General features: G+C 67.8%; 23 protein-coding genes and 1 pseudogene. 16 read left to right on the plus strand and 8 right to left on the minus strand.

The features are described from left to right. The 6 genes from NG1_RS06330 to NG1_RS06355 all read left to right on the plus strand — a co-directional run. Nucleotides 1–844 (plus strand): aromatic ring-hydroxylating dioxygenase subunit alpha (locus NG1_RS06330; RefSeq protein WP_281218108.1); only part of this gene is annotated, 844 nt, incomplete at its 5' end. Next, a complete protein-coding gene (locus NG1_RS06335; protein ID WP_062968931.1) occupies nt 841–1,173 on the plus strand; it encodes a hypothetical protein in 333 nt (110 codons plus the stop codon). The genes NG1_RS06330 and NG1_RS06335, both read left to right, overlap by 4 nt. Then, nucleotides 1,170–2,447, plus strand: coding sequence for a metal-dependent hydrolase family protein (locus tag NG1_RS06340; RefSeq protein WP_062968933.1), 1,278 nt, complete (start codon nt 1,170–1,172; stop codon nt 2,445–2,447). The genes NG1_RS06335 and NG1_RS06340 overlap by 4 nt, the downstream gene beginning before the upstream one ends. A gap of 25 nt (nt 2,448–2,472) precedes the next feature. Further along, nucleotides 2,473–2,793 (plus strand): DUF4286 family protein, encoded by a 321-nt coding sequence (locus NG1_RS06345; RefSeq protein ID WP_062968935.1) that lies wholly within the window; start codon nt 2,473–2,475, stop codon nt 2,791–2,793. 12 nt (nt 2,794–2,805) lie between these two features. After that, complete coding sequence (locus NG1_RS06350; protein WP_062968937.1) at nt 2,806–4,251, plus strand: aldehyde dehydrogenase; 1,446 nt, start codon at nt 2,806–2,808, stop codon at nt 4,249–4,251. 122 nt (nt 4,252–4,373) lie between these two features. Beyond that, complete coding sequence (locus NG1_RS06355; protein WP_062968939.1) at nt 4,374–5,060, plus strand: MBL fold metallo-hydrolase; 687 nt, start codon at nt 4,374–4,376, stop codon at nt 5,058–5,060. A gap of 87 nt (nt 5,061–5,147) precedes the next feature. Here NG1_RS06355 and NG1_RS06360 read toward each other — a convergent pair whose 3' ends face one another. Beyond that, nucleotides 5,148–6,179: a DUF2293 domain-containing protein gene (locus NG1_RS06360; RefSeq protein ID WP_062969319.1), complete on the minus strand. Its 1,032-nt coding sequence runs from the start codon at nt 6,177–6,179 to the stop codon at nt 5,148–5,150. A gap of 272 nt (nt 6,180–6,451) precedes the next feature. Between NG1_RS06360 and NG1_RS06365 the strand changes: the two genes are divergently transcribed. The 4 genes from NG1_RS06365 (at nt 6,452) to NG1_RS06380 (ending at nt 11,326) form a co-directional block, all read left to right on the plus strand. Continuing rightward, on the plus strand, nt 6,452–7,549 hold the full coding sequence (locus NG1_RS06365) for a YihY/virulence factor BrkB family protein (protein WP_062968941.1): 1,098 nt from the start codon (nt 6,452–6,454) through the stop codon (nt 7,547–7,549). A gap of 395 nt (nt 7,550–7,944) precedes the next feature. Next, nucleotides 7,945–9,063: a phosphotransferase gene (locus NG1_RS06370; RefSeq protein ID WP_245659804.1), complete on the plus strand. Its 1,119-nt coding sequence runs from the start codon at nt 7,945–7,947 to the stop codon at nt 9,061–9,063. 232 nt (nt 9,064–9,295) lie between these two features. Then, on the plus strand, nt 9,296–10,549 hold the full coding sequence (locus NG1_RS06375) for a cytochrome P450 family protein (RefSeq protein WP_062968946.1): 1,254 nt from the start codon (nt 9,296–9,298) through the stop codon (nt 10,547–10,549). A gap of 408 nt (nt 10,550–10,957) precedes the next feature. Next, the gene (locus NG1_RS06380) at nt 10,958–11,326 is read left to right on the plus strand and encodes a VOC family protein (RefSeq protein ID WP_062968948.1); all 369 of its coding nucleotides are present in this window, start codon (nt 10,958–10,960) and stop codon (nt 11,324–11,326) included. Nucleotides 11,327–11,467: 141 nt separating this feature from the next. Here the strand turns inward: NG1_RS06380 and NG1_RS06385 are convergent, their stop codons facing one another. The 4 genes from NG1_RS06385 to NG1_RS06400 all read right to left on the minus strand — a co-directional run bounded on the left by NG1_RS06385 (nt 11,468) and on the right by NG1_RS06400 (nt 14,922). Then, a complete protein-coding gene (locus NG1_RS06385) occupies nt 11,468–11,659 on the minus strand; it encodes a DUF3072 domain-containing protein (protein ID WP_062968950.1) in 192 nt (63 codons plus the stop codon). A 61-nt stretch (nt 11,660–11,720) separates the two neighbouring features. Then, nucleotides 11,721–13,034 (minus strand): uracil-xanthine permease family protein, encoded by a 1,314-nt coding sequence (locus tag NG1_RS06390; RefSeq protein WP_062969320.1) that lies wholly within the window; start codon nt 13,032–13,034, stop codon nt 11,721–11,723. Nucleotides 13,035–13,337: 303 nt separating this feature from the next. Next, complete coding sequence (locus tag NG1_RS06395) at nt 13,338–14,564, minus strand: WD40 repeat domain-containing protein (RefSeq protein ID WP_062968952.1); 1,227 nt, start codon at nt 14,562–14,564, stop codon at nt 13,338–13,340. Between the two features lie 7 nt (nt 14,565–14,571). Beyond that, nucleotides 14,572–14,922 (minus strand): hypothetical protein, encoded by a 351-nt coding sequence (locus tag NG1_RS06400; RefSeq protein WP_062968954.1) that lies wholly within the window; start codon nt 14,920–14,922, stop codon nt 14,572–14,574. A 366-nt stretch (nt 14,923–15,288) separates the two neighbouring features. Between NG1_RS06400 and NG1_RS35230 the strand changes: the two genes are divergently transcribed. From NG1_RS35230 to NG1_RS06410, 3 genes are all read left to right on the plus strand, one after another. Next, nucleotides 15,289–15,456, plus strand: coding sequence for a DUF4236 domain-containing protein (locus NG1_RS35230; protein ID WP_084498734.1), 168 nt, complete (start codon nt 15,289–15,291; stop codon nt 15,454–15,456). A 366-nt stretch (nt 15,457–15,822) separates the two neighbouring features. Beyond that, entirely contained in the window at nt 15,823–16,509 is a 687-nt protein-coding gene (locus NG1_RS06405) for a HEAT repeat domain-containing protein (RefSeq protein ID WP_245659805.1), read from the plus strand. Further along, complete coding sequence (locus NG1_RS06410; protein ID WP_062968958.1) at nt 16,503–17,528, plus strand: MerR family transcriptional regulator; 1,026 nt, start codon at nt 16,503–16,505, stop codon at nt 17,526–17,528. Before NG1_RS06405 ends, NG1_RS06410 begins: the two co-directional genes overlap by 7 nt. 195 nt (nt 17,529–17,723) lie before the next feature. On the opposite strand, the gene NG1_RS06420 is transcribed toward NG1_RS06410, so the two are convergent. Then, a complete protein-coding gene (locus NG1_RS06420) occupies nt 17,724–18,704 on the minus strand; it encodes an AraC family transcriptional regulator (RefSeq protein ID WP_245659806.1) in 981 nt (326 codons plus the stop codon). A 61-nt stretch (nt 18,705–18,765) separates the two neighbouring features. On the opposite strand from NG1_RS06420, the gene NG1_RS06425 reads away from it, so the two are divergent. Then, nucleotides 18,766–19,602: an NAD(P)H-binding protein gene (locus NG1_RS06425; protein WP_062968963.1), complete on the plus strand. Its 837-nt coding sequence runs from the start codon at nt 18,766–18,768 to the stop codon at nt 19,600–19,602. Between the two features lie 859 nt (nt 19,603–20,461). Here the strand turns inward: NG1_RS06425 and NG1_RS06435 are convergent. Next, nucleotides 20,462–20,773 (minus strand): hypothetical protein, encoded by a 312-nt coding sequence (locus NG1_RS06435; RefSeq protein ID WP_062968967.1) that lies wholly within the window; start codon nt 20,771–20,773, stop codon nt 20,462–20,464. 400 nt (nt 20,774–21,173) lie between these two features. Between NG1_RS06435 and NG1_RS06440 the strand changes: the two are divergent. Continuing rightward, nucleotides 21,174–21,963: pseudogene (locus tag NG1_RS06440) on the plus strand (mycofactocin-coupled SDR family oxidoreductase). Nucleotides 21,964–22,006: 43 nt separating this feature from the next. On the opposite strand, the gene NG1_RS06445 reads toward NG1_RS06440, so the two are convergent. Next, entirely contained in the window at nt 22,007–22,519 is a 513-nt protein-coding gene (locus NG1_RS06445) for a Dps family protein (protein ID WP_062968969.1), read from the minus strand. A 341-nt stretch (nt 22,520–22,860) separates the two neighbouring features. Between NG1_RS06445 and NG1_RS06450 the strand changes: the two genes are divergently transcribed. Beyond that, the gene (locus NG1_RS06450; protein WP_062968972.1) at nt 22,861–23,502 is read left to right on the plus strand and encodes a DUF6069 family protein; all 642 of its coding nucleotides are present in this window, start codon (nt 22,861–22,863) and stop codon (nt 23,500–23,502) included. Nucleotides 23,503–23,564: the final 62 nt, after the last annotated feature.

A 23,564-nucleotide genomic window follows, 5' to 3' on the forward strand; every position in this document is an offset into this window, starting at 1 on the left:
GGGTCGGTTCGGGCTTGCTGTGGTGCATTGCGAGGTGTGGGCGGGTTTTATTTTCGTGAATTTGGCTGCTGAGCCGTCGCAGACGTTGCGGGAGTTCTTGGGTCCGATGGTGACGGCTTTGGAGGGCTACCCCTTCGACCGCATGACCGACCGGTACTACTACCGGGCCGAGGTCGGTGCCAACTGGAAGCTGTACATGGACGCCTTCCAGGAGTTCTATCACGCGCCCGTGCTGCACGCGAAGCAGACGCCGGACAATTACTCGACCGCCGCGCAGCAGGCCGGATTCGAAGCGCCGCACTATCAGTTGGACGGCCCGCACCGCTTGGTCAGCACCTCCGGCGTGGTCGCCTGGGAACTCGACCCCACCATGCGCAAGCCGATGGAGGACATCACCCGCAGCGGGTTGTTCGGGCCGTGGGAGAAGCCGGAACTGGGCCCGATGCCGCCTGGGCTGAACCCGGCGAAATGTGATCCGTGGGGGCTGGATTCCTTCCAGCTGTGGCCCAATTTCGTGATCCTCATCTGGTCCGGAGGCTGGTACCTGACCTATCACTACTGGCCGACCAGCCACAATCGCCACATCTTCGAGGGCAATCTGTATTTCGTGCCCGCCCGCACCCCGCGTGAACGAGTCGCCCACGAGATGGCGGCGGTCACCTTCAAGGAGTACGCCCTGCAGGACGGCAACACCCTCGAAGCCACGCAGACGATGCTCGAATCGCGCGCCGTCACCACATTCCCGCTCAACGACCAGGAGATCCTGCTGCGCCACCTGCACAAGGTGGCAGGCGAGTGGGTGCAGTCCTACCGGAACGAGCGCACCGAGGCGGGCACCCGATGAACGCCCTGCTGCCGTCGGAGTTCGCCGACCTCGAACCCTTCGCCGAAACCTGGTGCCTGGAAACCGAACCGGAGCGCTACGCCCGGCGCCTGGCCAGCTCGATGGACGACATGCAGCGCTTCTACGACGCGATCACCCCCCGCGCCGAAGCGGCGATGAAGTACCTGGACGAGTTCGCGCTCGACGAGCTGCCCGACGACACCCGGCGCCTGCTGTGGCTGCTGTACTCGATGGTCATGGTCTCCTTCCCGGTGGAGGTGTGGAGCCAGCCCCGCGTCCCCGACTCCGGTGCGGCGATGCTCGACTGCCTGATCGAGCCGCGGCCATGAGCACCGAGACCGTCGTGCTGCGGGCCGCCCGCCGGGTCGACGTGGTGACCGGCGAGGTGCACAGCCCCGCCGTGATCGTGGTGCGCGGCGAATACATCGAGGCGGTGGACCCCACCTTGGCACCCGCCGACGCCACGGTGCTCGATCTGGGCGACACCACCTTGCTGCCCGGGCTGATGGACATGGAGATCAACCTGCTCATCGGCGGCCCGGAGAATCCATCCGGGTTGCCCAGCCCGATGCACGGAGTGCAGGACGACCCGGTCTATCGCACGCTGCGCGCCACGATCAATGCCCGCACGACGCTGCTGGCCGGTTTCACCACCGTCCGCAACCTCGGGCTGATGGTGAAGACCGGCGGATACCTGCTCGACGTCGACCTGCACCGCGCCATCGAACAGGGCTGGTTCCCCGGTCCGCGGATCGTGTCGGCGGGCCACGCCATCACACCGACCGGGGGCCACCTGGATCCGACCATGTTCCAGCGTCTTGCCCCGCACATCATGCCGCTGTCGGTGGAGGAGGGCCTGGCCAACGGCGTCGACCAGGTGCGGCACGCGGTGCGGTATCAGATCAAGTACGGTGCGGGAGTCATCAAGATCTCGGCATCGGGCGGGGTCATGTCGCACAGCACCGCTCCGGGCACCCAGCAGTACTCCGATGAGGAACTGCGCGCCATCGTCGACGAAGCCCATCGCGCCGGGCTGAAGGTGGCCGCGCACGCGCACGGCGACGCCGGAATTCGCGCGTGCATCCGGGCCGGTGTCGATTGCATCGAACACGGGTCACTGGCCGGTGACGACACCATCGCCATGATGGTGGAGCACGGCACGTTCCTGGTTCCGACCAGCTACCTGTCCGAGGGTCTCGACGTGTCCAAAGCGCCGCCAGCCCTACAGGAGAAGGCCGCGGCCGTGTTCCCGCAGGCGCGGCGCATGCTCGGCAAGGCCATCGAGGCCGGCGTCAAGATCGCCTGCGGCACCGACGCTCCGGCCGTTCCGCACGGCGACAACGCCAAGGAGCTGTGGGCGATGGTCGACCGGGGAATGACCCCCGCCCAAGCGCTGCGCGCCGCCACCGTCACCAGCGCCGAACTCGTCGGCGCCGAGGATCGCGGCAGGCTCGCCCCCGGCCTGCTCGCCGACATCATCGCCGTTCCCGGCGATCCCACCCGCGACATCACCGTCACCGAACAGGTGCGGTTCGTGATGAAAGGCGGTGTCGTGCACAAGAATACGACCGCCGACCGCGCCGCCGCGGTGCCCGTCCGATAAACCCCGTCACGCCAGGAGAAGGCACATGCCCACCGGAATTCTCTTCGTCGAATCGCGCCCGAACTCGGCCGAGGAGGCCGCCGCCTACCACGACTGGTACGAGAACACCCACCTCGCCGAGATGTGCGAGCTCGACGGCGTCGTCTCCGCCCGCCGCCTCGCCACCGTCGACGGCGACCCCAGTTACATCGCGCTCTACGAGATCGAGGCGAGCGACCTCGAGGCCGTGCGCGCGGCGCTCGGACAGAAGTCCCGCTCCGGGGAGATGTCGGCGCCGGTGGGCTTGCAACTCGATCCGCCGCCGGTCGTGCGGCTGCTCCGCGACATCGCCGCCTACCGGCCCTGACCGGACTGTCCGATGCGTGAACACACCAGCCTGTTCATCGGCGGCGAATGGCGTGCCCCCAGCACCGACCGCACCCTCGAGGTGGTCGCACCGCACACCGAGACGGTGATCGCGCGGCTCGCGGCGCCCGACGCCCGCGATGTCGACCTTGCCGTGGCCGCGGCCAGGGAAGCCTTCGACCACGGCCCGTGGCGGGGCTTCGGTGCCGAGGAACGCATCGGCATCGTTCGCGACCTCGCCGACCGCTACACCGAGCGCGAGGACGAACTCGCCCGCCTGATCACCGCGGAAATGGGCGCACCCCTGCGGTTCTCGCGCTCCGCGCACGCTCGGCTGCCCGGGGTGATGATGCGCTCGCTCACCGACATCGCCGCGAACTTCCCGTGGGAGGAGACCCGGCCCGGCTACTTCGGCGCGGGCGTCCTGGTCTGTCACGAGCCCGTCGGTGTCGTCGCGGCGATCGTGCCGTGGAACATGCCGATGTTCCTCACCGTCGCCAAGCTGATCCCCGCGCTCCTGGCAGGATGCACCGTGGTGCTGAAACCCTCCCCGGAGACGCCGCTGGACGCCTACCTGATGGCCGATCTTCTGCGGCACAGCGGTATTCCGCCCGGAGTGGTCAGCATCCTGCCGGGGGACCGTGCCATCGGCGCCCATCTCGTCGCCCACCCCGGCGTGGACAAGGTGTCGTTCACCGGCTCCACCGCCGCGGGACGGCAGGTCGCCGCCGCCTGCGCGCCTGCGCTGCGCCGGGTGAGCCTCGAACTGGGCGGCAAATCGGCGGCGGTGGTGCTGGACGACGCCGATCCCGGGCAGGTCGCCGACGGGATCAGAGTGGCCGCGCTCATGAACGGCGGTCAGGCCTGCGTTGTGCAAGCGCGAATCCTGCTGCCCCGCAATCGGTATCGGGAGTACGTGGAAGCGCTCAGCGAGATGGTGTGGTCGCTGCGCGTGGGCGACCCCTTCGACGAGGCGACCGACATCGGCCCGATGGTGTCCGAACGCCAGCAGGCCCGGGTGCGCGGCTACATCGACACCGGAATCCGCGAGGGCGCGCGACCGGCCGTCGGCGGCACGGACATGCCGGTCGGCTGTGACCGGGGGTGGTACGTCCGCCCCACTCTCTTCACCGAGGTCGACCCACGGATGCGGATCGCCCGCGAGGAGATCTTCGGCCCCGTCCTGACCGTCATCCCCTACACCGGCGACGACGAGGCGATCGCGATCGCCGACGACACCGACTACGGATTGTCGGGCTCGGTCTGGTCGAGTGATCCGGACCGGGCGCTCGCGGTCGCGCGCCGTATCCGCAGCGGAAGCTTCGGCATCAACCAGGCCTACAGCATGGATCCCGTCGCGCCCTTCGGCGGAGTCAAGGCCAGCGGCATCGGCCGCGAGTTCGGCCGCGAGGGTCTGGCCGGATACCTGACGACGAAATCCGTGTCCGGTGTCGGATGAGAATTTCCACCGCCCGGGCCGGAAGCCGCTACCGCGTAACAGATCGTCGATGCCGAGGTGTTGTCTTTCTGCCTGAAGCAGATCGAGCGGGTATCGCGGCTTGTCGCGGGTAGCTTCGCCGTGTGGAAATCGTGCCTGTGTCGCCCCAGCTTTCGGCGCTGCGGTTCGCCGAAGTGAACGACCTCAACGTCTATGTGTGGAACGACGGCGCGGAGGTGACGCTGATCGACTGCGCGCTGCCCGGCGCGGCCGAAGAGATCGGAAGAGGACTCGATGCGCTGGGCATCACCGCTGACCGAGTACGGCGCGTGATTCTCACCCACGCCCACGACGATCACATCGGGTCGGCGGCCGAGCTCGCCGAGTGGGGAGCGGAGATCTGGGTCCATCACGCCGATGCCGATATCGTGCGGGGCGAACGTCCGCAACCGGCGCCCGTGCTGCGCGACTGGGAACGTCCGATCGCCGACGCCCTGGAACTGGGCCCGCCTCCGCGCCCGGCCCCCGTGCACCGCGAATTGCGCGATGGTGAGGTACTCGACTTCGGCGGCGGCGCGGAAGTATTGGCCGTCCCCGGCCACACGGAGGGCAGTGTGGCGTTGCATCTGCCGCGTCACCGTGTGCTGTTCACCGGCGACACACTCGCCAATGTCCGCGGTGTCACAATGCCGGGTGTGTTCAACCTGGACAGCGCCGCCGTCGAGGCGGCCGCCCACCGGCTGACCCAGTTGGACGTCGACGTCGTCTGTGTGGGCCACGGCGACGTGTTGACGGCAGCGGCCCTACAGGCCTGGCGGAGTCGGCGGTAGGCCTGTTGACGCGGTCCACGCGGCTCCTCGGTCGGCATATCGAACGGTGGGGGGCGGTTCTCGCTCCTCGGGTGACGCGGCCGCGTCTCAGCCGCGCCAGGTTTCGAGCACTTGGTCGACGGTGGGGCGGATGCAGGCCCTGGCCTCTCTGCGGGGGATGCCGGTCATGAGGAGGTGGTCGTAGTCGGTGTCGCGGTGGCGGATGGAGGCTATGACGGCGAGGGTGAGCGCTTCGGGGGAGAGGAGTTTGGCTGCGGCGGTGCGGCCTACCCGGCCGCTGCCGCGGGCGGCGGCGTGTTCGGCGATCTCGGCGGCACGATCGGTGGGACAGCCGGGGAACAGCCGTTGGATTTCGTCGGACATGCGGGCGCGGTATTCGACGTCCTGGGCTGCGCGGCGGACGCGGTCGCGCTCGCGGCGGCGGGCGCGGGCATCGTCGTCGGCCAGGCATTGCTGTTCGGCGCGGGTCAGGGCGGCCTCCTCGACGAGGATGCCGAGCCGTTCGTAGCGCTTACGCCGCTGGTTCAAGCGCACCACGACGGCCGCGAGTGGGCTCTCCTTCTTAGCGCGCCGGCTCAGCGCCGCGTTCCCGGCGGGCAGGAACTCCAGATGGTCGAGGTCCGAACACGTCAGGCACAGCGGTCCGGCGGCGGAGGTGATCAGATACGGGCCTGTCTCGGCGCACTCGGTGCAGGTCCACGGCTCAGCGGCCTCGACCACCGTCAGATCCGGGGCACGGTTCTGGCGTTGGACGACCTGTTCGCGCTGCGCCGGGGTGAGCTTTCCCGACAGCCAGTGCACCCGGAACACCTCGTCTTCGCCGGTGTCGACGAACCGCAGCGCTTCGCGATCGCGCCCGCCCGACAGATACGCCGCTGTACTCGCGGTGAGGTCGCGCTCACGGGCCCATTCGCCCAGCAGTTGCGCCGCATCGTGCATCCGCCGCCCGTCCACCGCCGTGACCTGCTCCAACGACGGCACCTGCCCCTGCCGCCAGCGATCGACATGGCTGGATCGCACCCACCCCAGAACGGCGAACACATCGACCGCCGACACGTATTTGCGCTGGGCCAGAGCCGCTTCCGCAGCCTCGGCCACGCGCCGCCGCAGCTTGGACACGGGTTCGAACCCTAGCGCACGCCGCGGGTGAGCTCGGCGCTCGCCCGGTGTGGAATCGCGATGGTGCGCGAGGGACAGGTTCCCCACCGCGTGGTCGGCGTTGCGCCACCGCGCTCCGACCGAACGACCTCGGATCTCGATGACCGAGTCACCGGAGGCGACGGGGGTCGGGTGTTTCAGAAGTGCTGCTTCGGGCACCACTCGTTCAGCGCGGAAGTGCTTGGACCTTCACGCGCGTGACCGAGAGATGCGTTCGAGCGAGGCGAACCGACATGGCTACAGATCGCGGCAGACTGAACCGGCACGAGGACGAGGCTGTCGACTCGTCGAGTACGCGCAACCGCGTCGAGGCACGAGGCCGCGCGACCGATACCGGAGCCAGGCCGGATCTGGACCCGAACGAGCCGAGCAGCCCGGTCGAACTGTCGAAACCATCGTTGCTCGCGGTGGTCAAACGCGCGGGCAGGGAGTTCCAGCGCGACAACTTGACCGACCTGGCGGCCGCGCTCACCTACTACGCGGTGTTGTCGATCGTGCCGGGCCTCATCGTCCTGGTTTCGCTGCTCGGGCTGCTGGGGCCGAATGCCGCCGAGGAACTCATGAACCAGACGCAGCAGATCGCGCCGGGATCGAGCGCCGAATTCGTACATACGCTCATCACCCAAGCCCAGGCCAACAAGCAAGGCGCGGGCCTCGGGGCCATATTCGGTCTCGCCATCGCGCTGTGGTCGGCGTCGGGCTACGTCGCGGCGTTCATGCGTGCCTCGAACGTCGTCTACGGCATCGGGGAGGGGCGCCCGATCTGGAAGACCGCGCCTATCCGGCTCGGCGTCACCCTCGTCGCGGTGATCCTCCTGGTGATCAGCACCGCCATCGTGGTGGCGAGCGGGCCGGTCGCCCATCAGATCGGCGATTTTCTCGGTCTCGGGAACACCGCGGTGACGCTCTGGAACATCGCCAAATGGCCGGTGCTGTTCGTGCTCCTGTCGGTGCTGCTCGCCATCCTGTTCTGGGCCAGCCCGAACGCCAGGCAAGGCGGGGTGAAATGGATCAGCCCCGGCGGTGTCATCGCGGTCCTCATCTGGCTGATCGTCTCGGTGTTGTTCGCGGTCTACATCGCCAACTTCTCCTCCTACGACAAGACCTACGGGTCGATGGCGGGTGTCGTGATCTTCCTCGTGTGGTTGTGGCTGACCAACATCGCGCTGTTGCTGGGAGCGGAGATCAACGCCGAACTCGATCACGGCAAAGCCATCGCCCAGGGATTGCCGGAGGACATCCAGCCCTTCGCCGAACCGCGCGACACCCGCAAACTCGACGAGGCGGAAAAGGACGCGGCGCAGGCCGCGAGGTCCGCTCGGGGCGAGTGATACGCGGTCGTCTCAGGTGACGCGGGCGGCCCGGCCTACTGTGGCAGAAAGGGTGCTCGACGTCAGGGCCGGCGCGCCGGGGTGGTGATCAGCGGGGCGATGACGCGGCGGGCGAGATCACGGGCCGCGAGGACGGCTGCCCGACGCCCCCTCGTCCCACGGGTGAGAAGTCCGGTGGGGCTCGTGCGCATGTCAGCCCGGAGCCGTTCTCGCCGAGGGGGTTCGGCAATCGCATCGCCGGAAGGGCTTTTCGAGAGGATGGGTTACTGTCCTGCGGGCCCGTGCGCCAGGCATCCAGTCGCCCGGGCGGTCGAGTCGTATTCCGGAATCGAGGCAAGCGAATGAACCACAAGCTCTGGCTGCTCGGACGGTCTGTCACGGTCGGTGCTCACATCATGGGCGAGAGGATTTTCCGGCCGAAGGCGCGGGACATCGACGACGTCCCGGTGTCCGGCGAAACGGTGACAGCGCAGTGGCTGACGGCAGTCCTGTGCCGCGATGTCCCCGGGGCCGAGGTGCTCTCGTTCGAAACCTCCGACGGCAGCCGCGGAACGTCGACTCGCGTAGCGATCCGCGTGGAGTACAACGACGCGGGCAAGCAGGCGAATTTGCCGACCGATCTCTTCGCGAAGACGACAACAGCCTTCTCGCAGCGGATTCTGCTCGGCGGCGGGAAGATGATCGACGGTGAAACCCGTTTCTTCAGGGACTTCCGGCCGCGGGTCGATATCGAGGCCCCGTTCGGCTACTGGGGCGCCGCCGACGCCGGGTCGTGGCGTTCGATCGCTCTGATGGAAGACATCGCCTCGACCCGCGGTGCGCGGTTCATCGAGCCGAACGCCCCCATCGCCCGCGACCAGATCGAAGATCTGGTGCGCAATCTCGCTCGGCTGCACCGCGCCTTCTGGATCCACCCATCGATCACGGACCTCAAAACCACGACCGAAGCCCTCCAGGCATATCTCGCCGCCATCGACATGAAGAAGCGTTGCGAGGTCGGACTGCGGCGGGCCGAGGAAGTGGTGCCCGAGGCGCTGCACGGGCAAGCGGATCGGCTGTGGGCCGGTGTCGAGCGAGCGATCGACAAGGCGACGAACGAGCTGCCCCCGACCCTGCTGCACGGTGACCCGCACATCGGCCAGACCTACCGAACCGATTCCGGGCGAATGGGATTCGTCGACTGGCAGGTGGTGATGCGGGGCGGTTGGGCGCACGACTTCGCCTACACCGTCAACTCGGGATGCGAGCCCGAAGATCGCCGGGCCTGGGACCGTGAACTGCTGGCGGCCTACCTCGACGAACTCGGCCCCCTCGACGGCCGTGCCCCGGCCTTCGACGACGCGTGGCTGGCCTACCGGCAACAATCCATGTTCGCCTACGCGGCGTGGGCGTTCACGATCGGCAGGGCGGTGTACCAGCCCGAGATGCAACCGGTGGAGACGTGCTTGACGCTGCTGAAGCGAATCACCACGGCCATCTACGATCACGATTCGCTGGATGCGCTCGGAGTCTGATAGAACTCTGTTCCGCTGCCCATCGCTGTGTAGTGGCCGGACGGAACTCCGGCTGCACGGGACCGAAAAACATTCTGGTCAGCACGTTCTCGTGCTCTGACGAGGCCGATGCGTGCGCGCTATACCATCGACCGGTTCCGGCGTAGCCCCCGGCGATCCGCTTCTCGCTCGAGCGGTGAGCCGGTATATCAGCAATCGTGCAGTGCATACCGACAGTTTGGGAGTTTGCTTCTTGAGTACGCCGCAGTCCGAGGTTCCAGCGCCGACCTGCCCGGTTGTGCACGGCTCGCCGATCGATTCGGACGACACACGGGTGCCCCTGTATTCGCCCGAGTTCGCGGCCGAGCCGCACCGTGCCTACCGCGAAATGCGCCGACAGTACGGGTCTTTGGCGCCGGTGGAGTTGGCGCCCGGCGTTCCCGCCACCTTGGTGATCGGCTACGGCACCGCGGTGCGAATCCTCAACGATCCCGAGCATTTCCCCGCCGACCCACGCGCTTGGCAGAAGAACATCCCGGCCGACTGCCCCATCCTCCCGCTCCTGGAGTGGCGGCCCATGGCCAGTCGCAGCACCGGGTCCGACTTCACCCGCTACCGGGGGGCGATCACCGCGAGCATCGATGAGGTGGATCTGTACGCCCTCCACGCCGTCGTCGAGGGACTGGCCGTTCCGCTGATCAACTCCTTCTGCCAGGACGGCAATGCCGACCTGATCCGCCAATATGTGTTCCCCCTCGTATTCGAGGTCGTGAACTATCTGCTGGGCTGCCCGCCTGAGATCGGAGGGCAGGTCGCCGCCGGTACCGCTGCCCTGCTCGAGGGTGTCGACGCCGAGAAGGGCAATCAGATGCTCGGGGAGGCGCTGATGAAACTGGTGGCGCTCAAGCGCGCCGAACCGCAACGCGACATCACCTCGGTCCTGCTCCAGCATTCCGCCCGGCTGGACGACGTGGAGGCGTCTCACCATGTGTCCCAGGTCTACGGAACCGGGATCGAATTCGAGCTGAATCTGATCACCAACACCCTGCTGCTGATCCTCACCGACGAGCGCTTCGGCGACAGCTTCCTCGGCGGCAACCTGTCGTCTCGCGATGCCCTCGACGAGGTCTTGTTCAACGACCCGCCCCTGGCGAACCTGCTGATCACCTATCCCCGCCACCCGATCCTCATCGACGGCGTCTGGCTGCCCGCACACCAGCCCGTCGTCATCAGCATGGCGGCGTGCAACAACGATCCCGCGATCCGTACCGGCGACCTGACCGGCAATCGCTCCCACCTGGCGTGGGGCCTCGGCCCGCACGCCTGCCCGGCGCGATCCTTGGCCTATCTGATCGCGCAAGAGGCGATCGACCAGCTCCTCGACGCGCTGCCGGAGATCGAACTGAATCTGCCGGACCGGACACCGAACTGGCGGCCGGGTCCCTTCCACCGGGCACTGACCGAATTGCCGGTCACCTTCCCGCCCACCGCTCCGCTGAACATCTGACAGCGCGACCACTACGGTTGTGCCGATCGAGTTCTCCCGGGGGCGGGGGGCGGTCGGTCGTCGGGTGTCGGTGACAGTCTGGCGCTGCACAGGCTGAGAGGCCTGTTCAAGCCGATCGCGGCACCCCGGAGCACTTACTCATGTATATACGTAGATATGCGCATCTAGCTATATTCACCGAGCGGGCCAACCTAGGCGCGGGGGATCTTCGCAGCGAACTCCCAGCCGGGCGAAGGTGATCATCCTGCGTCCGCCCTCCCGGGCGATGGCGGGGCGCATCGATGACGTCGATAACCGGCCGAACTCGCCGATTGCGACGGAGGTGTGTTCGCCACCCCGATCGACCCATGGCGACTACGTTCGATTCGATGAGCAGCACCGGGCTGCGATGACCGAGAGGGGCGAGTAATGCTTACCGACAGCAGCGCGTTCAGTGGATTCTCGGTGGACGACATCGAGGCGGCGAAGCGGTTCTACGCCGAGACGCTCGGGATACGAGTCACCGAGGAGAACGGGATGCTCCAGCTGCACCTCGGCGGCGGGGGCACGGTCCTGGTGTACCCGAAGCCGGACCATGCGCCCGCGACCTTCACCGTATTGAACTTCCCCGTCCCCGATGTCGAAGCGGCCGTCGATGAACTCACGCGCCGCGACGTGCGCTTCGAGCGGTACGAATTCGCCGAGCAGGACGAGAAAGGCATTCATCGCGGAGGCGGCCCGTTGATCGCCTGGTTCACCGACCCCGCGGGCAACGTCCTGTCAGTCCTCCAGCAGTAGCGTTCCGGACCGCAGGCGCATCCACCTCGCCTGGGACTCGACGCGCTTCGTCGGTACCAGGGCAACCCGGCGGCCCGGAGTCCTGTCCACCATCGGAGGCCTTGGCGAGATCACCCCGGGCGCGGCGGCAAGCCCGGCCGGTCAGGCGCCGCGGCCGGTGCGCTGCTGCAACTCGTCGATGAGCTGCGACGCCTCCGCCTTGGTCAGGCCCTCGGGCACCTCCTCACCCGCTTCCTGGGCCAGAGTGCGCAGGTAGGAGGCTTGCGGGCCGGTCATCGGTTCGTCGCCGGTGGTCCACTGGTCCGGATCCTTTTCCGGTTTCGGCTGTACCATCGTCGCTCCTCACGCTCGACAGAACATGTGTTCGACTCCTGTCTACCCGGGGTGTGGAGGTTCAATCACCGGACGGACCGCCGCCCGGGCGGCGGTCCGTCGGTTCCGCCGGCTGGGTCTCGTCGTGCGCGTGGTGGGGTTCGACCGTTCCGCGCCATCGCCCGATCAGCCGCATCGCGTGGTAGATCGCCAGCGCGGCGAGGGCGCCGAGGGCGATGCCGCCGAAGTCGAGATCGCCTACTTTCCATGTGAAGTCGGCGATGCCGATGACCAGCGGTATGGCCGCGGTGAACTGGTTGATCGGTGTGCCGAAGTCCACCCGGTTGCTCACCCAGATGTGCACGCCGAGGATCCCGACCAGGCCGTAGAGCGCGGTCGTGACACCACCGAGCACACCGGCCGGGATGGCTGCGATCACCGCTCCTACCTTCGGTGAGAGGCTGAGCGCGCTGGCGGCGGCGCCTGCCACCCAGTACGCGGCGGTCGAGTACACCTTCGTCGCCGCCATCACGCCGATGTTCTCCGCGTACGTGGTGGTCGCCGAGCCGCCGCCACTGCCGGCGAGGACTGTCGCCAGGCCGTCGGCCGCCAGCGCGCGGCCCATGCGCCGGTCGTAGTCGATACCGGTCATCGTGGTGATCGACTTGACGTGCCCGATGTTCTCCACCACGAGTACCAGCACCACCGGCAGGAACATCGGAATCACCGAGAGGTGGAAGCTCGGCGCGTGGAAGTCGGGCAGCCCCACCCACGCGGCGCTCCCGATTGGCGCCGTGTCGACCTCGCCGCGCGCGAGTGCCAGGAGATATCCGAGCACGACACTGGTGACGATGGCCAGCCTGCCGAGCAATCCGCGGAAGAGTACGAGACACGAGATCAGCAGGATGAGCACGACCGTGGCCGTGATCGGGTCCTTCTCGAAGTTCGTTTCGGCGGTCGGCGCCAGGTTCAGTCCGATGAGTGCGACGATGGTGCCGGTGACCACCGGCGGCATCAGGGCCTCGATCCAGTGGGTGCCTGCGAAGTGCACCACCACGCCGATGACGATCAGCAGGGCGCCCACCACGACGATCCCGCCGAGGGCCGCACCCATGCCGTCGGAGGCGGTGGCCGCGAGGACCGGCGCGATGATCGCGAAACTCGAACCGAGATAGCTCGGCAGCCGGTTGCGGGTGATCACCAGGAACAGCAGGGTGCCGATCCCGGAGAATAGCAGCGTCGCCGACGGCGGGAACCCGGTGAGTACCGGCACGAGGAAGGTGGCGCCGAACATCGCCACCACATGCTGCAACCCGATCCCGATCGTGCGCGGCCAGGTCAATCGCTCGCCGGGGGCGATCACACCGCCGGTGCCGACCTCGGTCCACCGGAACATCGGTCCTGTTCGCGTCTCGGGCGTCGTCATGGGAGCAGTGTGCGGCATTATCGGTTGTCGCGCCGTGTTCGCTCACTGGACCTGCGGGCGCGGTTCGCCGTCGGCCCGAGTTGGCGGGTGGCGCGGAGGGCCGGTCCGCTACGGTCGTCCCGGGTTCGGCTATGCGGATGGCGCCGGGGTGCTATGACGCAGTAGGTGCCGCAATAGCAGTGACGATGTCGTGGTCGGCGGGTTCGGTGGCCGGGACCGCTCGTGCTGGATGAGTCGGGGACGGCCCAACGCCGATCGTGTGGAGCGTCGTACTCAGGGCGTGGCAGCGCGCGGCAGACCTGGGCAGAGTTCGGTATACGGGATCGCCTTCGACACGAAGTCGCCCCATTCCTCGGGACTCGGATTCACCGTGAGCTTGGCGCATATCCCCGCCGGATCGGCGGAGTGCACCGGCGTGAGCTTGATCGTGCCGTCGACGCCGCTCGTGGCGATGGTCTTGCCGTCGGGCAGGAAGACGACGTCGGTGGTCGCGGCGCTGTGGCCGGTGAGCGGTGCCGCGAGGGGCTGCCCGCTCGGGATGTCCCAGAGCCGGATCGTCCGGTCGAGACCGACCGAGGCGAGGACGCGCCCGTCGGAGCTGAAGGCTACCTTCGACACCGCCTCGGTATGCCCTTGCAATATGGCTGATTGTTTCGCGGAGGCTGCGACCCACAGGATGATTCGACTGTCGGCGGCGGAGGCGATCGTCTTCCCGTCCGGACTGAACGCCGCGCTCTGCACGCTTCCGGCGGTACCCATATCCAGTGAGCTCGACACTTTACCGGTCGCGACATCGAACAGCAGCACCGAAGCGACTTGATCGCTGCCTGCGGCCAAGAGACGGCCGTCAGGACTCACCGTGACGGCGGTACCCAGCGGATGACCCACTGGTGGGGGAGTGTCGAGCGGTTGCCCGCTCTCGACATCCCACCAGCGCCACCTGCGTTCGCCGCTGGTCACGAGGCGCGCGCCGTCCGGGCTGAAGGACACACCCGACAACACCCCACGGTGGCCGACGAGTGGGCCACCGGAAAGCTCTCCCGTGTCGGCGTTCCACAACCGTGCGCTGCCATCGACACTCGCGGAGGCGATCCGCCGTCCGTCGGGGCTGAACGCCACCCGCGTGACCGCGCCGGTGTGCCCGGTCAGCGGCCTGCCGATCGGCTGTCCGGAACGGACATCCCACAACTGGACGACACCGTCTTCACCGCCGGACACGATCCGGCTACCATCCGGACTCACCGCCAGCGCGTCGAACGCCGAACTCTGGTACGCGAGCGCGATGCTCGCCACATCCCAGATCCGCACCGAACCATCGCGGCCGCCGGAGACGACCTCGGTGCCGTCCGCGCTGAACACCACGTCGGCGACCAGATCGGTATGACCGGTCAGCGCCGTTCCGATCGGTCGGCCGGTGGCGGTATCCCACAGCCGCACGGCGTGATTGGAGCCCGCGCTGACGACACGTTTGCCGTCGGGACTGAAGGACACCGCGACCACCGCGCTGTCACCATCGCCGTTCCAGGGCGCACCGATCTGCTCTCCGGTGGTCGTATCCCGCAGCCGTAGCGTGCCGTCCGCGTCGCCGAAGCCGCAACAGGCTTTCCAGCGCGACCTCGACGACGACCCGGCCGTCAGGGTGATCTTTGACGAGCAATCTCTTGTTCACGAAAGTATCGATGAGCGGTTGGCTTTCGGCCGGGAGTTCCGCCCAGCTCGCGATCCGGCGCATCGGCTGATCGTTGTCGGGGTTGATCGTCGCCAGCGCGGGCACGAACGCCGACCGCAGTAGCCGCAGCTGTGCTCGCCTGGCGTCGGGATCGGTGGCCAGCAGAGCGTCGATCTCCGTTTGCACCACGCGGTCGATGCCCCCCGATGGAGCTGTACTGCTCGAGGGTGAGAACTCCGCCGGAGGCATAGTCGTCGTAGAGCCGGGACAAGGTCAACGCCAGCAGGGGCAGGGTGTCCGCGCCATCCCACCTCCACCACGGAGAACCATTGGCCGTCAACATTATCCAGGCTGCGCGGCTACCCTACCGGCTCGGTTTGCGTACAGCAGGCACCGGTCGAGCGCGGGTCGGGCAGTTCCCGGGGGCCGTGGGCGGTCGTGCGATCACACCGCTGCCGTTGTGGCTCGTTCGTCGTTGTTTGGTCTCTTCTGACCAGGGAAAGTAATGGGAGATAACCGGTTCCGTAACCGGGGGTCGAGTCAGGGAGGTCGCTAATGCCCATCAAGTATCGTCAGCGTAGATCCTTCGGGCCGCTGAAACTCAATTTCACCCAATCGGGTCTGTCCTCGTGGGGTATCAAGATCGGCCCGTGGTCGTGGAACTCCCGCAGCAAGAAGAACAGTGTCGACCTGCCGGGTCCGCTGAGCTGGCGCCAGCGCTGAGGGGATCGGCGAAAGCCGTTGACGGCTCACCGGTTCGAACCGGCCGAAGCCGCACCGAGACGAGACGCCTCCACGCGAAAATGTTGGGCCGCCGGTCGCGCGGCCGTGCGCGGTCGGCGGCGTGGAACTCCGGCCTCGGTGCCGGCCCGATCGCCGTTGACGCAATCCGCCAGCGGCGAGGTTGTCTCTGGACGCGAGCCGCGAGCGCGCTGCCGAGCGGCGCGGCCTCGACCCCTGGCGGAGCGTAGTGCCCCTCCCGCGGCCGGGGTTCGCACCGGCTCGACCGGTTCCCGCCGAGCTGCTGATCGCCCCGCGCATCCGCGCTTGACCTTGACACTGTGACATGGCCTTCACTGGGTGCAGGAGGTGGTCCCCATCAACTCGGCACACAGGAATTCACACGACACGCGGCTGCTCGAAGCATTGTCCGCCGGAGATTCGTCGACGCGGCTCCAGGCGGCGCTGGCGGTCGGCACGCACCCCAACGACGGCTTCGTCGACGCGCTCGTGGCACGGTGCGCGATCGAGCCCGACTTCTTCGTGCGCGACATGCTCACCTGGGCGTTGACGCGCTTCCCGTCGGAGGTCACGGTGCCCAGACTCCGCGCGGAGCTGCGGTCCGAACGCTCCCAGGCCCGAAGCCAGGCGCTGCATACGCTGTCGAAGATCGGGGACCGGGATTCGTGGCCCGCGATCACCCGGTCGTTGCTGCACGACGCCGACGACGAGGTCGCGCGAAGTGCGTGGCGTGCCGCCGTCGTCCTCGTGCCCGCCGGGGAGGAGGAAGATCTGGTCGCGGAACTGGCCGCACAACTCGGTCGCGGTGACCGGAATGTGCAACGGAGCCTCAGCCGGGCACTCGTCGCGCTCGGAGACGTGATCGAGCCCGCCCTGCGGACCGCGTGGGCGAGTGCGGACCCGGCGGTGCGTGCGCATGCCCGCGCCACCCGGCAGCTCCTGCACGACCCGGATGCCGGTTTCGACCCGGCCGTCGACGAGGCGAAACGGATTGTCGCGCTCGGCCAGGAACGGGTCGAGGGAACAGCGTGCTGATCGGCGAGGTGGCGCGCCGTTCCGGAGTGAGTACCCGGATGCTCAGGCACTACGACTCCCTGGGGCTGGTGCGGCCGACCGGCCGCACCGTGGGGGGCTACCGCGAGTACTCCGCCGAGGACATCCGCCGGATCTTCCACGTGGAGAGTCTGCGTTCCTTGGGATTGTCGCTGCGGCAGATCGGATCCGCCCTGGAGGATCCCGCCTTCACACCGTCCGCGCTGGTCGGCGACCTCATCCGCCGGACCGAGGAACGATTGCGGCGCGAGCAGGAGTTGCTCGAGCGACTGCGTGCCGTCGATGCCTCGGCGCCCACCGGCTGGCAGGGCGTCCTGCGCATCGTCGAGCTGCTGCACGGCCTCCACTCGCCCAGCGCCGCGCGCCGCCAGCAAACCGTCCTGGCCCCGCCCGAGGACGTGCCGGTTCCCCTCGAGTTGCTGGCCGAGGCGGTGCTCGCCGAATCCGATCCGAACGTCGCCGGGGCTCTGCGGTGGGCCCTGGCGCGGGCGGGCGGTGACGGTGTGGCGAGCGTGGCATCCGGCGTGTACTCCGAGAACGTCGAGATCCGGCGGCGCGCGGTGCAGGCGATCGCCGAGATGCCCGGCGACGAAGCGACCTCGCTGCTCGCGGACGCCCTCGGGGACACCGACGCGACAGTGCGCAGGCACGCGGCTCTGGCATCGGGTAAACGTGGCGTGACCGCAGCCGTGCCCGCGCTGGTCGGCATGGTGGTCGAGGGTGCGAACGACGTCGAGGCGGCCGAGGTGCTCGGCACACTGGCACTGGATCCGGAGTGCGCGGACCGGATCATGAGCGCGCTGGCAGATGAGCTCGCCGCACCCACCGCGGACTCCGCCGTGCGGATACGCCTGACTCAGGCACTCGCCGAGATGCCGGGGACCATCGCGCTGGGCATCCTGCGGCGAACGGCCCGGGACGATGATCGGGCGGTCGCCATGATCGCCTCGGCCCTCGCCGGAGTGCTCGAGAAGCGGGCCACGACCGGACCTGAGGCGTAGCCGATCGCCGGCCGCTCCGTCGCCCGCCGCTTCCTGCCCGCCCTGATCGACCGAATCATGCGTGGTGAGATCGATCCCGGTGACGTCTTCGACCTCACGCTGCCTCTCGACGACGCTGCCGAGGGCTACCGCGCGATGGACCAGCGCCGCGCCACCAAGGTTCTGCTGATGCTGTGACATCCCGGAATCCTGACATCAGGCCAGGGTCAGGGTCGGAACGCTCGGTATATCGATCATCCCCGAGCGGCGGTATGTCCCCGGCGCCACGCCGTAAGCGCGCTTGAACGCCTTGGCGAAGGCGAATTCGGAGCTGTAGCCGACCTGCGCGGCCACATTCCTGAGCGGGGCGTCGGATTCGCGGAGCATGCGGCCTGCGGTGGTCATCCGCCACCAGGTCAGATACGACACCGGAGGTTCGCCCACCAGTGCGGTGAACCGCTGGGCGAACACCGACCGGGACAATCCGTTTCGCGCCGCCAGTTGTTCCACGGTCCAGGGGGCGGCCGGGTGGGTGTGCATATCGCGCAACGCCTGGCCGACCGCCCGGTCGGCGAGCGCCCGCGCCCATCCCGGCGCATCGGTGCGCTGGTCGGCCCAGGTGCGCAGAATGTAGAGCAGCATCGCGTCGACCAGCGGGGGAACGATGCCATCCCGGCCGGGCCGATCCTGGTCGAATTCGGTCGCCAGCAGGCCGACGAGATGACCGAGCTCCGCGTTCCCGGCGGGTAGGTGCAGGAACACGGGCAATTCCTTCATCAGCGGATGCGGCCGCGTTCGATCGAGCTGGTATGCGCCACAGAGCAGGATCGACTGCGCTCCCGTGCCGTCCACGCGGACATGACCGATCGGCGAATCCGGTTCCGAGCGCTCGGGAGCGAAGTCGATCAGCGGCGTGTGCGGGCTGTCCGCGAGAGCGTGCGAGCTGCCTGTGCGGAGGAAAACCACATCGCCCGGGCTCAGCGCTAGGGGCTGGGTTCCGTCGGCCAGCAACCAGCATGTGCCGCTGAGCACGACGTGGAAGGTCGTGCCGGTGACGGCCGAAAAGCGCAGTCCCCACGGCGCTCGTACGTCGGTGCGGGCCGCGCGGGTTCGGCCCGTGCGCATCGCGGCAAGCGCGTCGGAGAGAACGTCCACAGGTTCAGGACTATAGGACATGTATTCCGGATTTTCAGGCATTCATCATCCGGGCGATGATCCGTAGATTTCTTCCGGTACCACCGATCCGAGGAGAAATACGATGACTGTTCTGGTGCTCGGCGCGACCGGCAAGACCGGTAGGCCCGTGGTGGACGCGCTGGTAGCCCGCGGCGTCCACGTGCGCGCGGCAAGCCGCACTCCCGCCGCGGCCACCACCGGGGTCGAACCGGTGCGTTTCGACTGGGCCGACCGTTCCACCTGGGCTGCCGCGCTGCACGGCATCGACGTCGTGTACGTCGTCGGCCCGTACGCCGTGCCCGGCGAACCCCGCCTCGTCGGCGAGCTGCTGGCCGCCGCCGCGCACGTGCGCAAAGTAGTGCTGCTGTCGGTGCTGGGCGTCGGCGAGTTGCCCGACGCTGTTCCGATGGCCGCTTGGGAGGCGGACGTGCGCGCTTCGGGCAAGGAGTGGATCATTCTGCGGCCGAACTGGTTCCAGCAGAACTTCGGCGAGGGCTTCGCGGCGTCCCTGCGCGAGAACGGCGAACTCGCGCTTCCGGCCGCCGATGCCGTCGTCGGCTTCGTCGACACCCGGGACATCGCGGAAGTGGCCGCCGCCGCGCTCACCGAGGACGGACATGGGGGAGAGGTCCACATCCTCACCGGCCCGGAGGTCCTGACCCTCCGGCAGGTCACCGAGACCTTGGGTGAAGCCGCTGGCCGGGAACTGCGCTACCGGGCCATCACCGCCGACCGGTTCGCCGACGGCCTGCGTGAAGCCGGTCTGGACGAACGCTCGATCATCTGGCAGTCGGCCCTGTTCCGGTTGATCCGCGACGGCGGCAATGCCGTGGTGACCGATACGGTCGAACGGATCACCGGCCACCCCGCCCGGGATCTGAAGTCCTACGCCCGCGAGAACGCCGCCACATGGAGGTGATCACGCCCGGTATCGACCGACGGTGACCCTGTGGTCGGTCGCGAAATTCAATCCAGGCCGGCCCGGGTGGCGATCTGTGTCGCCCCCGCACCGGGCTCCCAGCCGGGAGGTCCGAAGGTGTAGCCGAGCCAGTCGCGTACGCGCCGCGTGGAGCGGAGGTCACGCCACAGCGCACCGAATTGGTAGTACTGAAGTGTGAGGATATCGGTGCTTTCGATGTTCTTGGTGGGACAGCCGCGGTGGACGCGATCATGGCTTGGGCCCGGGAACATCCGGAGGAGTCGGCCGAGGGGCTCACCCGCCGGTTCGGCCGGCTCATCGACACGGTGTTCTCTATCGGCTCCAGCCGGGGGTGACCGCAGGCTGACTACACTTCTGCTCGTGGTCATCTCGCCCTGCGGCGCAGATTCTCGGTGACCGCATGGTGTTCCGGTCGAGGATCACGTGTAGGGGTCTTCATCTCGGTCGCTGTGGGGGCCTGGGCCCGCCAGGTTGCCGGACGCCTCGGATCGGCCCTCGAGAATGCTCTTTTCTCGGGCATCCGAGGTTTCGTGCGAGTCTGCCTCGTCGGCGGTGTCGCGGGGTTGATTCATGAGTGGTTCTCCTGAGGGGTTGGATCGTCGCTGTCGCGACCATCGCCTACCCCTTGATATGCAGGGCAAACCGAGGAAGCAATCCAGCGGCGATCTCGGAGTGCCGGCGGCCGATCACTATCGCTCGCGCCGCCGGGCTGGTCCCGAGGCCTTTGGAGGCGGAGGCGGTCGATCACCTGTCCCCGGAGACCTCGCGCGTCAGAAACTCTGCCCGCCAACCCTGTTCATACGCTCGGCCACGCTTCTGAACGGGAGCCGGGTGCGGTTCACTGGGGCCCTGCGACGCACGGACTCGGAAGCGCGGACATCGTGGCCAGGTCGCAGATTCCGCTGGTCAATATCTGCAAAGGGGCGGCGACCATGAGCACGAGAATTCCGATGATGTCGCCGCGCTCGAGGTAGTACAAGCCCGTGCGCGCCGCCGCCGATCCGGAGTCCGCCGCCGACGAGCCGGTTCCGGCCGCGACGGTGGTCACCGGGGCGGCGCTGATCGGTTCGGCCGTCGCACCGGCTGCGGTGACGACGAGAGTCGCCGCGGCGGCCGAGGCGGCGGCGAGCCGAAGGGGGGTACGCATCATCGCGCTCCTATGTTCGTGAATCGGTGTTCACATACTAGCGTGCATCCGTGCCGTATCGTACGCGAAATCGCAAAGCTACCGGCTCCGGAGGCGTAGGGCGCGGGTCATGGCGACAGTAGCATACTGGCTCTAAACAGTGCATACGTCGGGTTCACCGCATGTCGAAGCTGTCATGCGCCAGGAGTGGAGGAACCTGAGGCGCCATCGCATCGTCGACGGTTCGAAGCCTCCTATATTGCGTGAATGGGCAGTCACATAGTGTCGGGTCGTACCAGAAAAATCGGTAGCCCGTCGAGTCGGTGCGGTCTCGGGGCGCCGGTCTGCGTCGGTGGCCCTCGACAAATTACGCCACCTGACTTGATCTCGCGGCGACGAAGAGCGGAGAGCAGGCAAGGTCGCGCTGATCACCGGCGCGGCGCGCGGTCAGGGCCGGGCACACGCGGTGCGGCTGGCCCAGGAGGGCGCCGACATCATCGCGATCGACCTGGCCGGGCCGCTGCCCGGCGTGCCCTACGACTCGCCCACCCCCGACGACCTGGACGAGACCGTGCGGCAGGTCGAGGAGGCCGGCGGACGGATCGTCGCCACCATCGCCGACGTGCGCGATATCGACGCCTTGCGCTCGGCCACCGACGCCGCCGTCGCCGAACTGGGCAGACTCGACATCGTGATCGCCAATGCGGGCAATCTGTATCCCGGCCGCATGGGACGAGATCACCCCCCAGGCGTTCCGGGACACCATCGACACCAACGTGATCGGAGTCTGGAACACGGTCATGGTCGCCGCCCCGCACGTGATCGCGGGCGGCTGCGGCGGCTCGATCGTGCTCACCAGCTCCTACGCCGGGGTGAAGATGCAGCCGTTCATGGTGCACTACACCGCCAGCAAGCACGCGGTGACCGGGATGGCGCGGGCTTTCGCCGCCGAACTCGGCAAGTACGAGATCCGGGTCAACAGCATCCATCCCGGCGGGGTGAACACGCCCATGGGTTCCGGTGACATGCAGTCCGCGCTCGCCGCGGCGGGGGAGACCAACCCGCTGCTCAACGGGATGGGCACCCCGTTCCTGCCGCGCTGGGCCGCGACCGCGGAGGAGATCGCCGACACGGTGCTCTTCCTGGTCGGCGACGAATCGAAGTACATCACCGCGGTGCCGCTGTCCATCGACGGCGGCGCCGCGCACTTCTGAGGCGGGCCCGCCGCGAGCGAGCAGCGCGCGGCGGGGCGGGCGGTCAGATGCCGCGGTTCTCCGACTTGATCATCCACGCCAGCTTCTCCAGCGAGACGATGACCTGATGCAGCAGATCGCTGGTGCTGGGGTCCTCGGCGTCCACGGCGTCGTGCGCGTCGCGGATGGTGTCGATCGCCGCGTAGGTCCGCGTCGTGATCAGATCGACGACGTCGGTGGTGTTCACCTCTTGGGCGGGAAAGGGCGGCAGGCTCGTCGTCGCGGCGACGGTGTCGGAACGCCCGTCGGGGACGGCGTCGAGGGCTCGCATCCGCTCGGCGATGGTGTCGCTGCTCTCGCGGGCCGCGTCGACCAGTTCGTCGAGCTGTAGGTGCAGGTCGCGGAAGTTGGTCCCGACGACGTTCCAGTGCGCCTGCTTGCCTTGCAGATGCAGTTCGATGAGATCGACGAGCACGCGCTGCAGGCCTGCGGCCAGCCGGGGGGAAGCGGTGAAATTCCGGACATCGTCGGCGAGGCGGCGATTGGTCCGCTGCTCGGTCCGAGGTGCGGCAGTCATGGTTGTACTCCTTTCGGAATCCTTCGGTAGGACCAACCGTCGCTTTATTGGAATCATTCCAGAATGTACTGTTGGGTAGGTCACTGCGCTGCGGATCGGCGTGGTGGTTTTCGCTGGTCAACCGCCGTCCAGCGAGCAGCGGCAACGGCCGGCCCGGTCGCGCCGGACTCGAGCAGGTGTAAGCCCGTTGGGAGACGGTGGGTTTCGTCCGAGCGCGGCCGACTTCCGTGGCCGGCTCACGGGCGGAGCGGAGTTGGGTAGGGGGCAGCGGCGTGTCCGGTCCGGCCCTACACTCGACGCACACACACGCTTTCGACGGAGGTGATCGGCGGTTGAATCCCATGGATCCGCGCGACCAGCACACCGCACGTTACGAAGCCGGTTATCAGCCGGGAAATTACCGTGATCCCGGGTACGGCCAAGATCACGGGTACAGCCAAAGCCCTGGGCAGGGCCGGGATCCCGGATACGGCCAGGGGGCCGGATACGGCCGGGAGCCCGACTACAACACGCATCAGCAGTCCGATCATCCGGACCAGCAGCGATCCCGGCCGCAGCAGGGACCGGAGGTCAACATCGGCATGTTCACCGGCGGTGTGATCGCGGCGGCGGTGGTGACCGCGCTGGCGGCCTGGCTGTGCGCCTGGATCATCGAAATCATCGCAACCAGGGTGAGCGAGAGCGGCAATTTCGGGGTGTGGAACCCGATGGCCCAGGACGCGTACTGGTTCGCGGTGGTGGCCTTCATCTGCGCGCTGCTCGGCGGGGTGCTCTGGTATCTGCTTCGCCTGGGCACTCCGTCACCGGAACTGTTCTTCAGCTGGATCGTGGGAATCCTCACCGCCGCGGCGGTGATCATTCCACTGGCCCTGTCCAGTGACCTGTGGGTGGGTATCTCGACGGGCATCGAGCATTTGGTGATCGGGCTGCCCATCTTCAGCCTGGTACGCATGGTGGGCGCGAAGAGCATCGTGTACCCGTGACGAACGAACCGGCAGCGTAGGCACAACCACGACGTTCCGCAGTTCCCAACAGGCATCGATGC

Source organism: Nocardia gamkensis NBRC 108242 (assembly GCF_001612985.1).
GTDB lineage: Bacteria > Actinomycetota > Actinomycetes > Mycobacteriales > Mycobacteriaceae > Nocardia > Nocardia gamkensis.

Bases quoted from the DNA above. Each gene is read 5' to 3' on its own strand.
- NG1_RS06340 (WP_062968933.1), top strand. From the start codon at position 1,170: ATGAGCACCGAGACCGTCGTGCTGCGGGCCGCCCGCCGGGTCGACGTG.
- NG1_RS06365 (WP_062968941.1), top strand. From the start codon at position 6,452: ATGGCTACAGATCGCGGCAGACTGAACCGGCACGAGGACGAGGCTGTC.
- NG1_RS35230 (WP_084498734.1), top strand. From the start codon at position 15,289: ATGCCCATCAAGTATCGTCAGCGTAGATCCTTCGGGCCGCTGAAACTC.
- NG1_RS06450 (WP_062968972.1), top strand. From the start codon at position 22,861: ATGGATCCGCGCGACCAGCACACCGCACGTTACGAAGCCGGTTATCAG.
- NG1_RS06420 (WP_245659806.1), bottom strand. From the start codon at position 18,704: ATGCCTGAAAATCCGGAATACATGTCCTATAGTCCTGAACCTGTGGAC.
- NG1_RS06390 (WP_062969320.1), bottom strand. From the start codon at position 13,034: ATGTTCCGGTGGACCGAGGTCGGCACCGGCGGTGTGATCGCCCCCGGC.
- NG1_RS06380 (WP_062968948.1), top strand. From the start codon at position 10,958: ATGCTTACCGACAGCAGCGCGTTCAGTGGATTCTCGGTGGACGACATC.
- NG1_RS06385 (WP_062968950.1), bottom strand. From the start codon at position 11,659: ATGGTACAGCCGAAACCGGAAAAGGATCCGGACCAGTGGACCACCGGC.
- NG1_RS06350 (WP_062968937.1), top strand. From the start codon at position 2,806: ATGCGTGAACACACCAGCCTGTTCATCGGCGGCGAATGGCGTGCCCCC.
- NG1_RS06345 (WP_062968935.1), top strand. From the start codon at position 2,473: ATGCCCACCGGAATTCTCTTCGTCGAATCGCGCCCGAACTCGGCCGAG.
- NG1_RS06370 (WP_245659804.1), top strand. From the start codon at position 7,945: ATGGGCGAGAGGATTTTCCGGCCGAAGGCGCGGGACATCGACGACGTC.
- NG1_RS06445 (WP_062968969.1), bottom strand. From the start codon at position 22,519: ATGACTGCCGCACCTCGGACCGAGCAGCGGACCAATCGCCGCCTCGCC.
- NG1_RS06425 (WP_062968963.1), top strand. From the start codon at position 18,766: ATGACTGTTCTGGTGCTCGGCGCGACCGGCAAGACCGGTAGGCCCGTG.
- NG1_RS06335 (WP_062968931.1), top strand. From the start codon at position 841: ATGAACGCCCTGCTGCCGTCGGAGTTCGCCGACCTCGAACCCTTCGCC.
- NG1_RS06435 (WP_062968967.1), bottom strand. From the start codon at position 20,773: ATGATGCGTACCCCCCTTCGGCTCGCCGCCGCCTCGGCCGCCGCGGCG.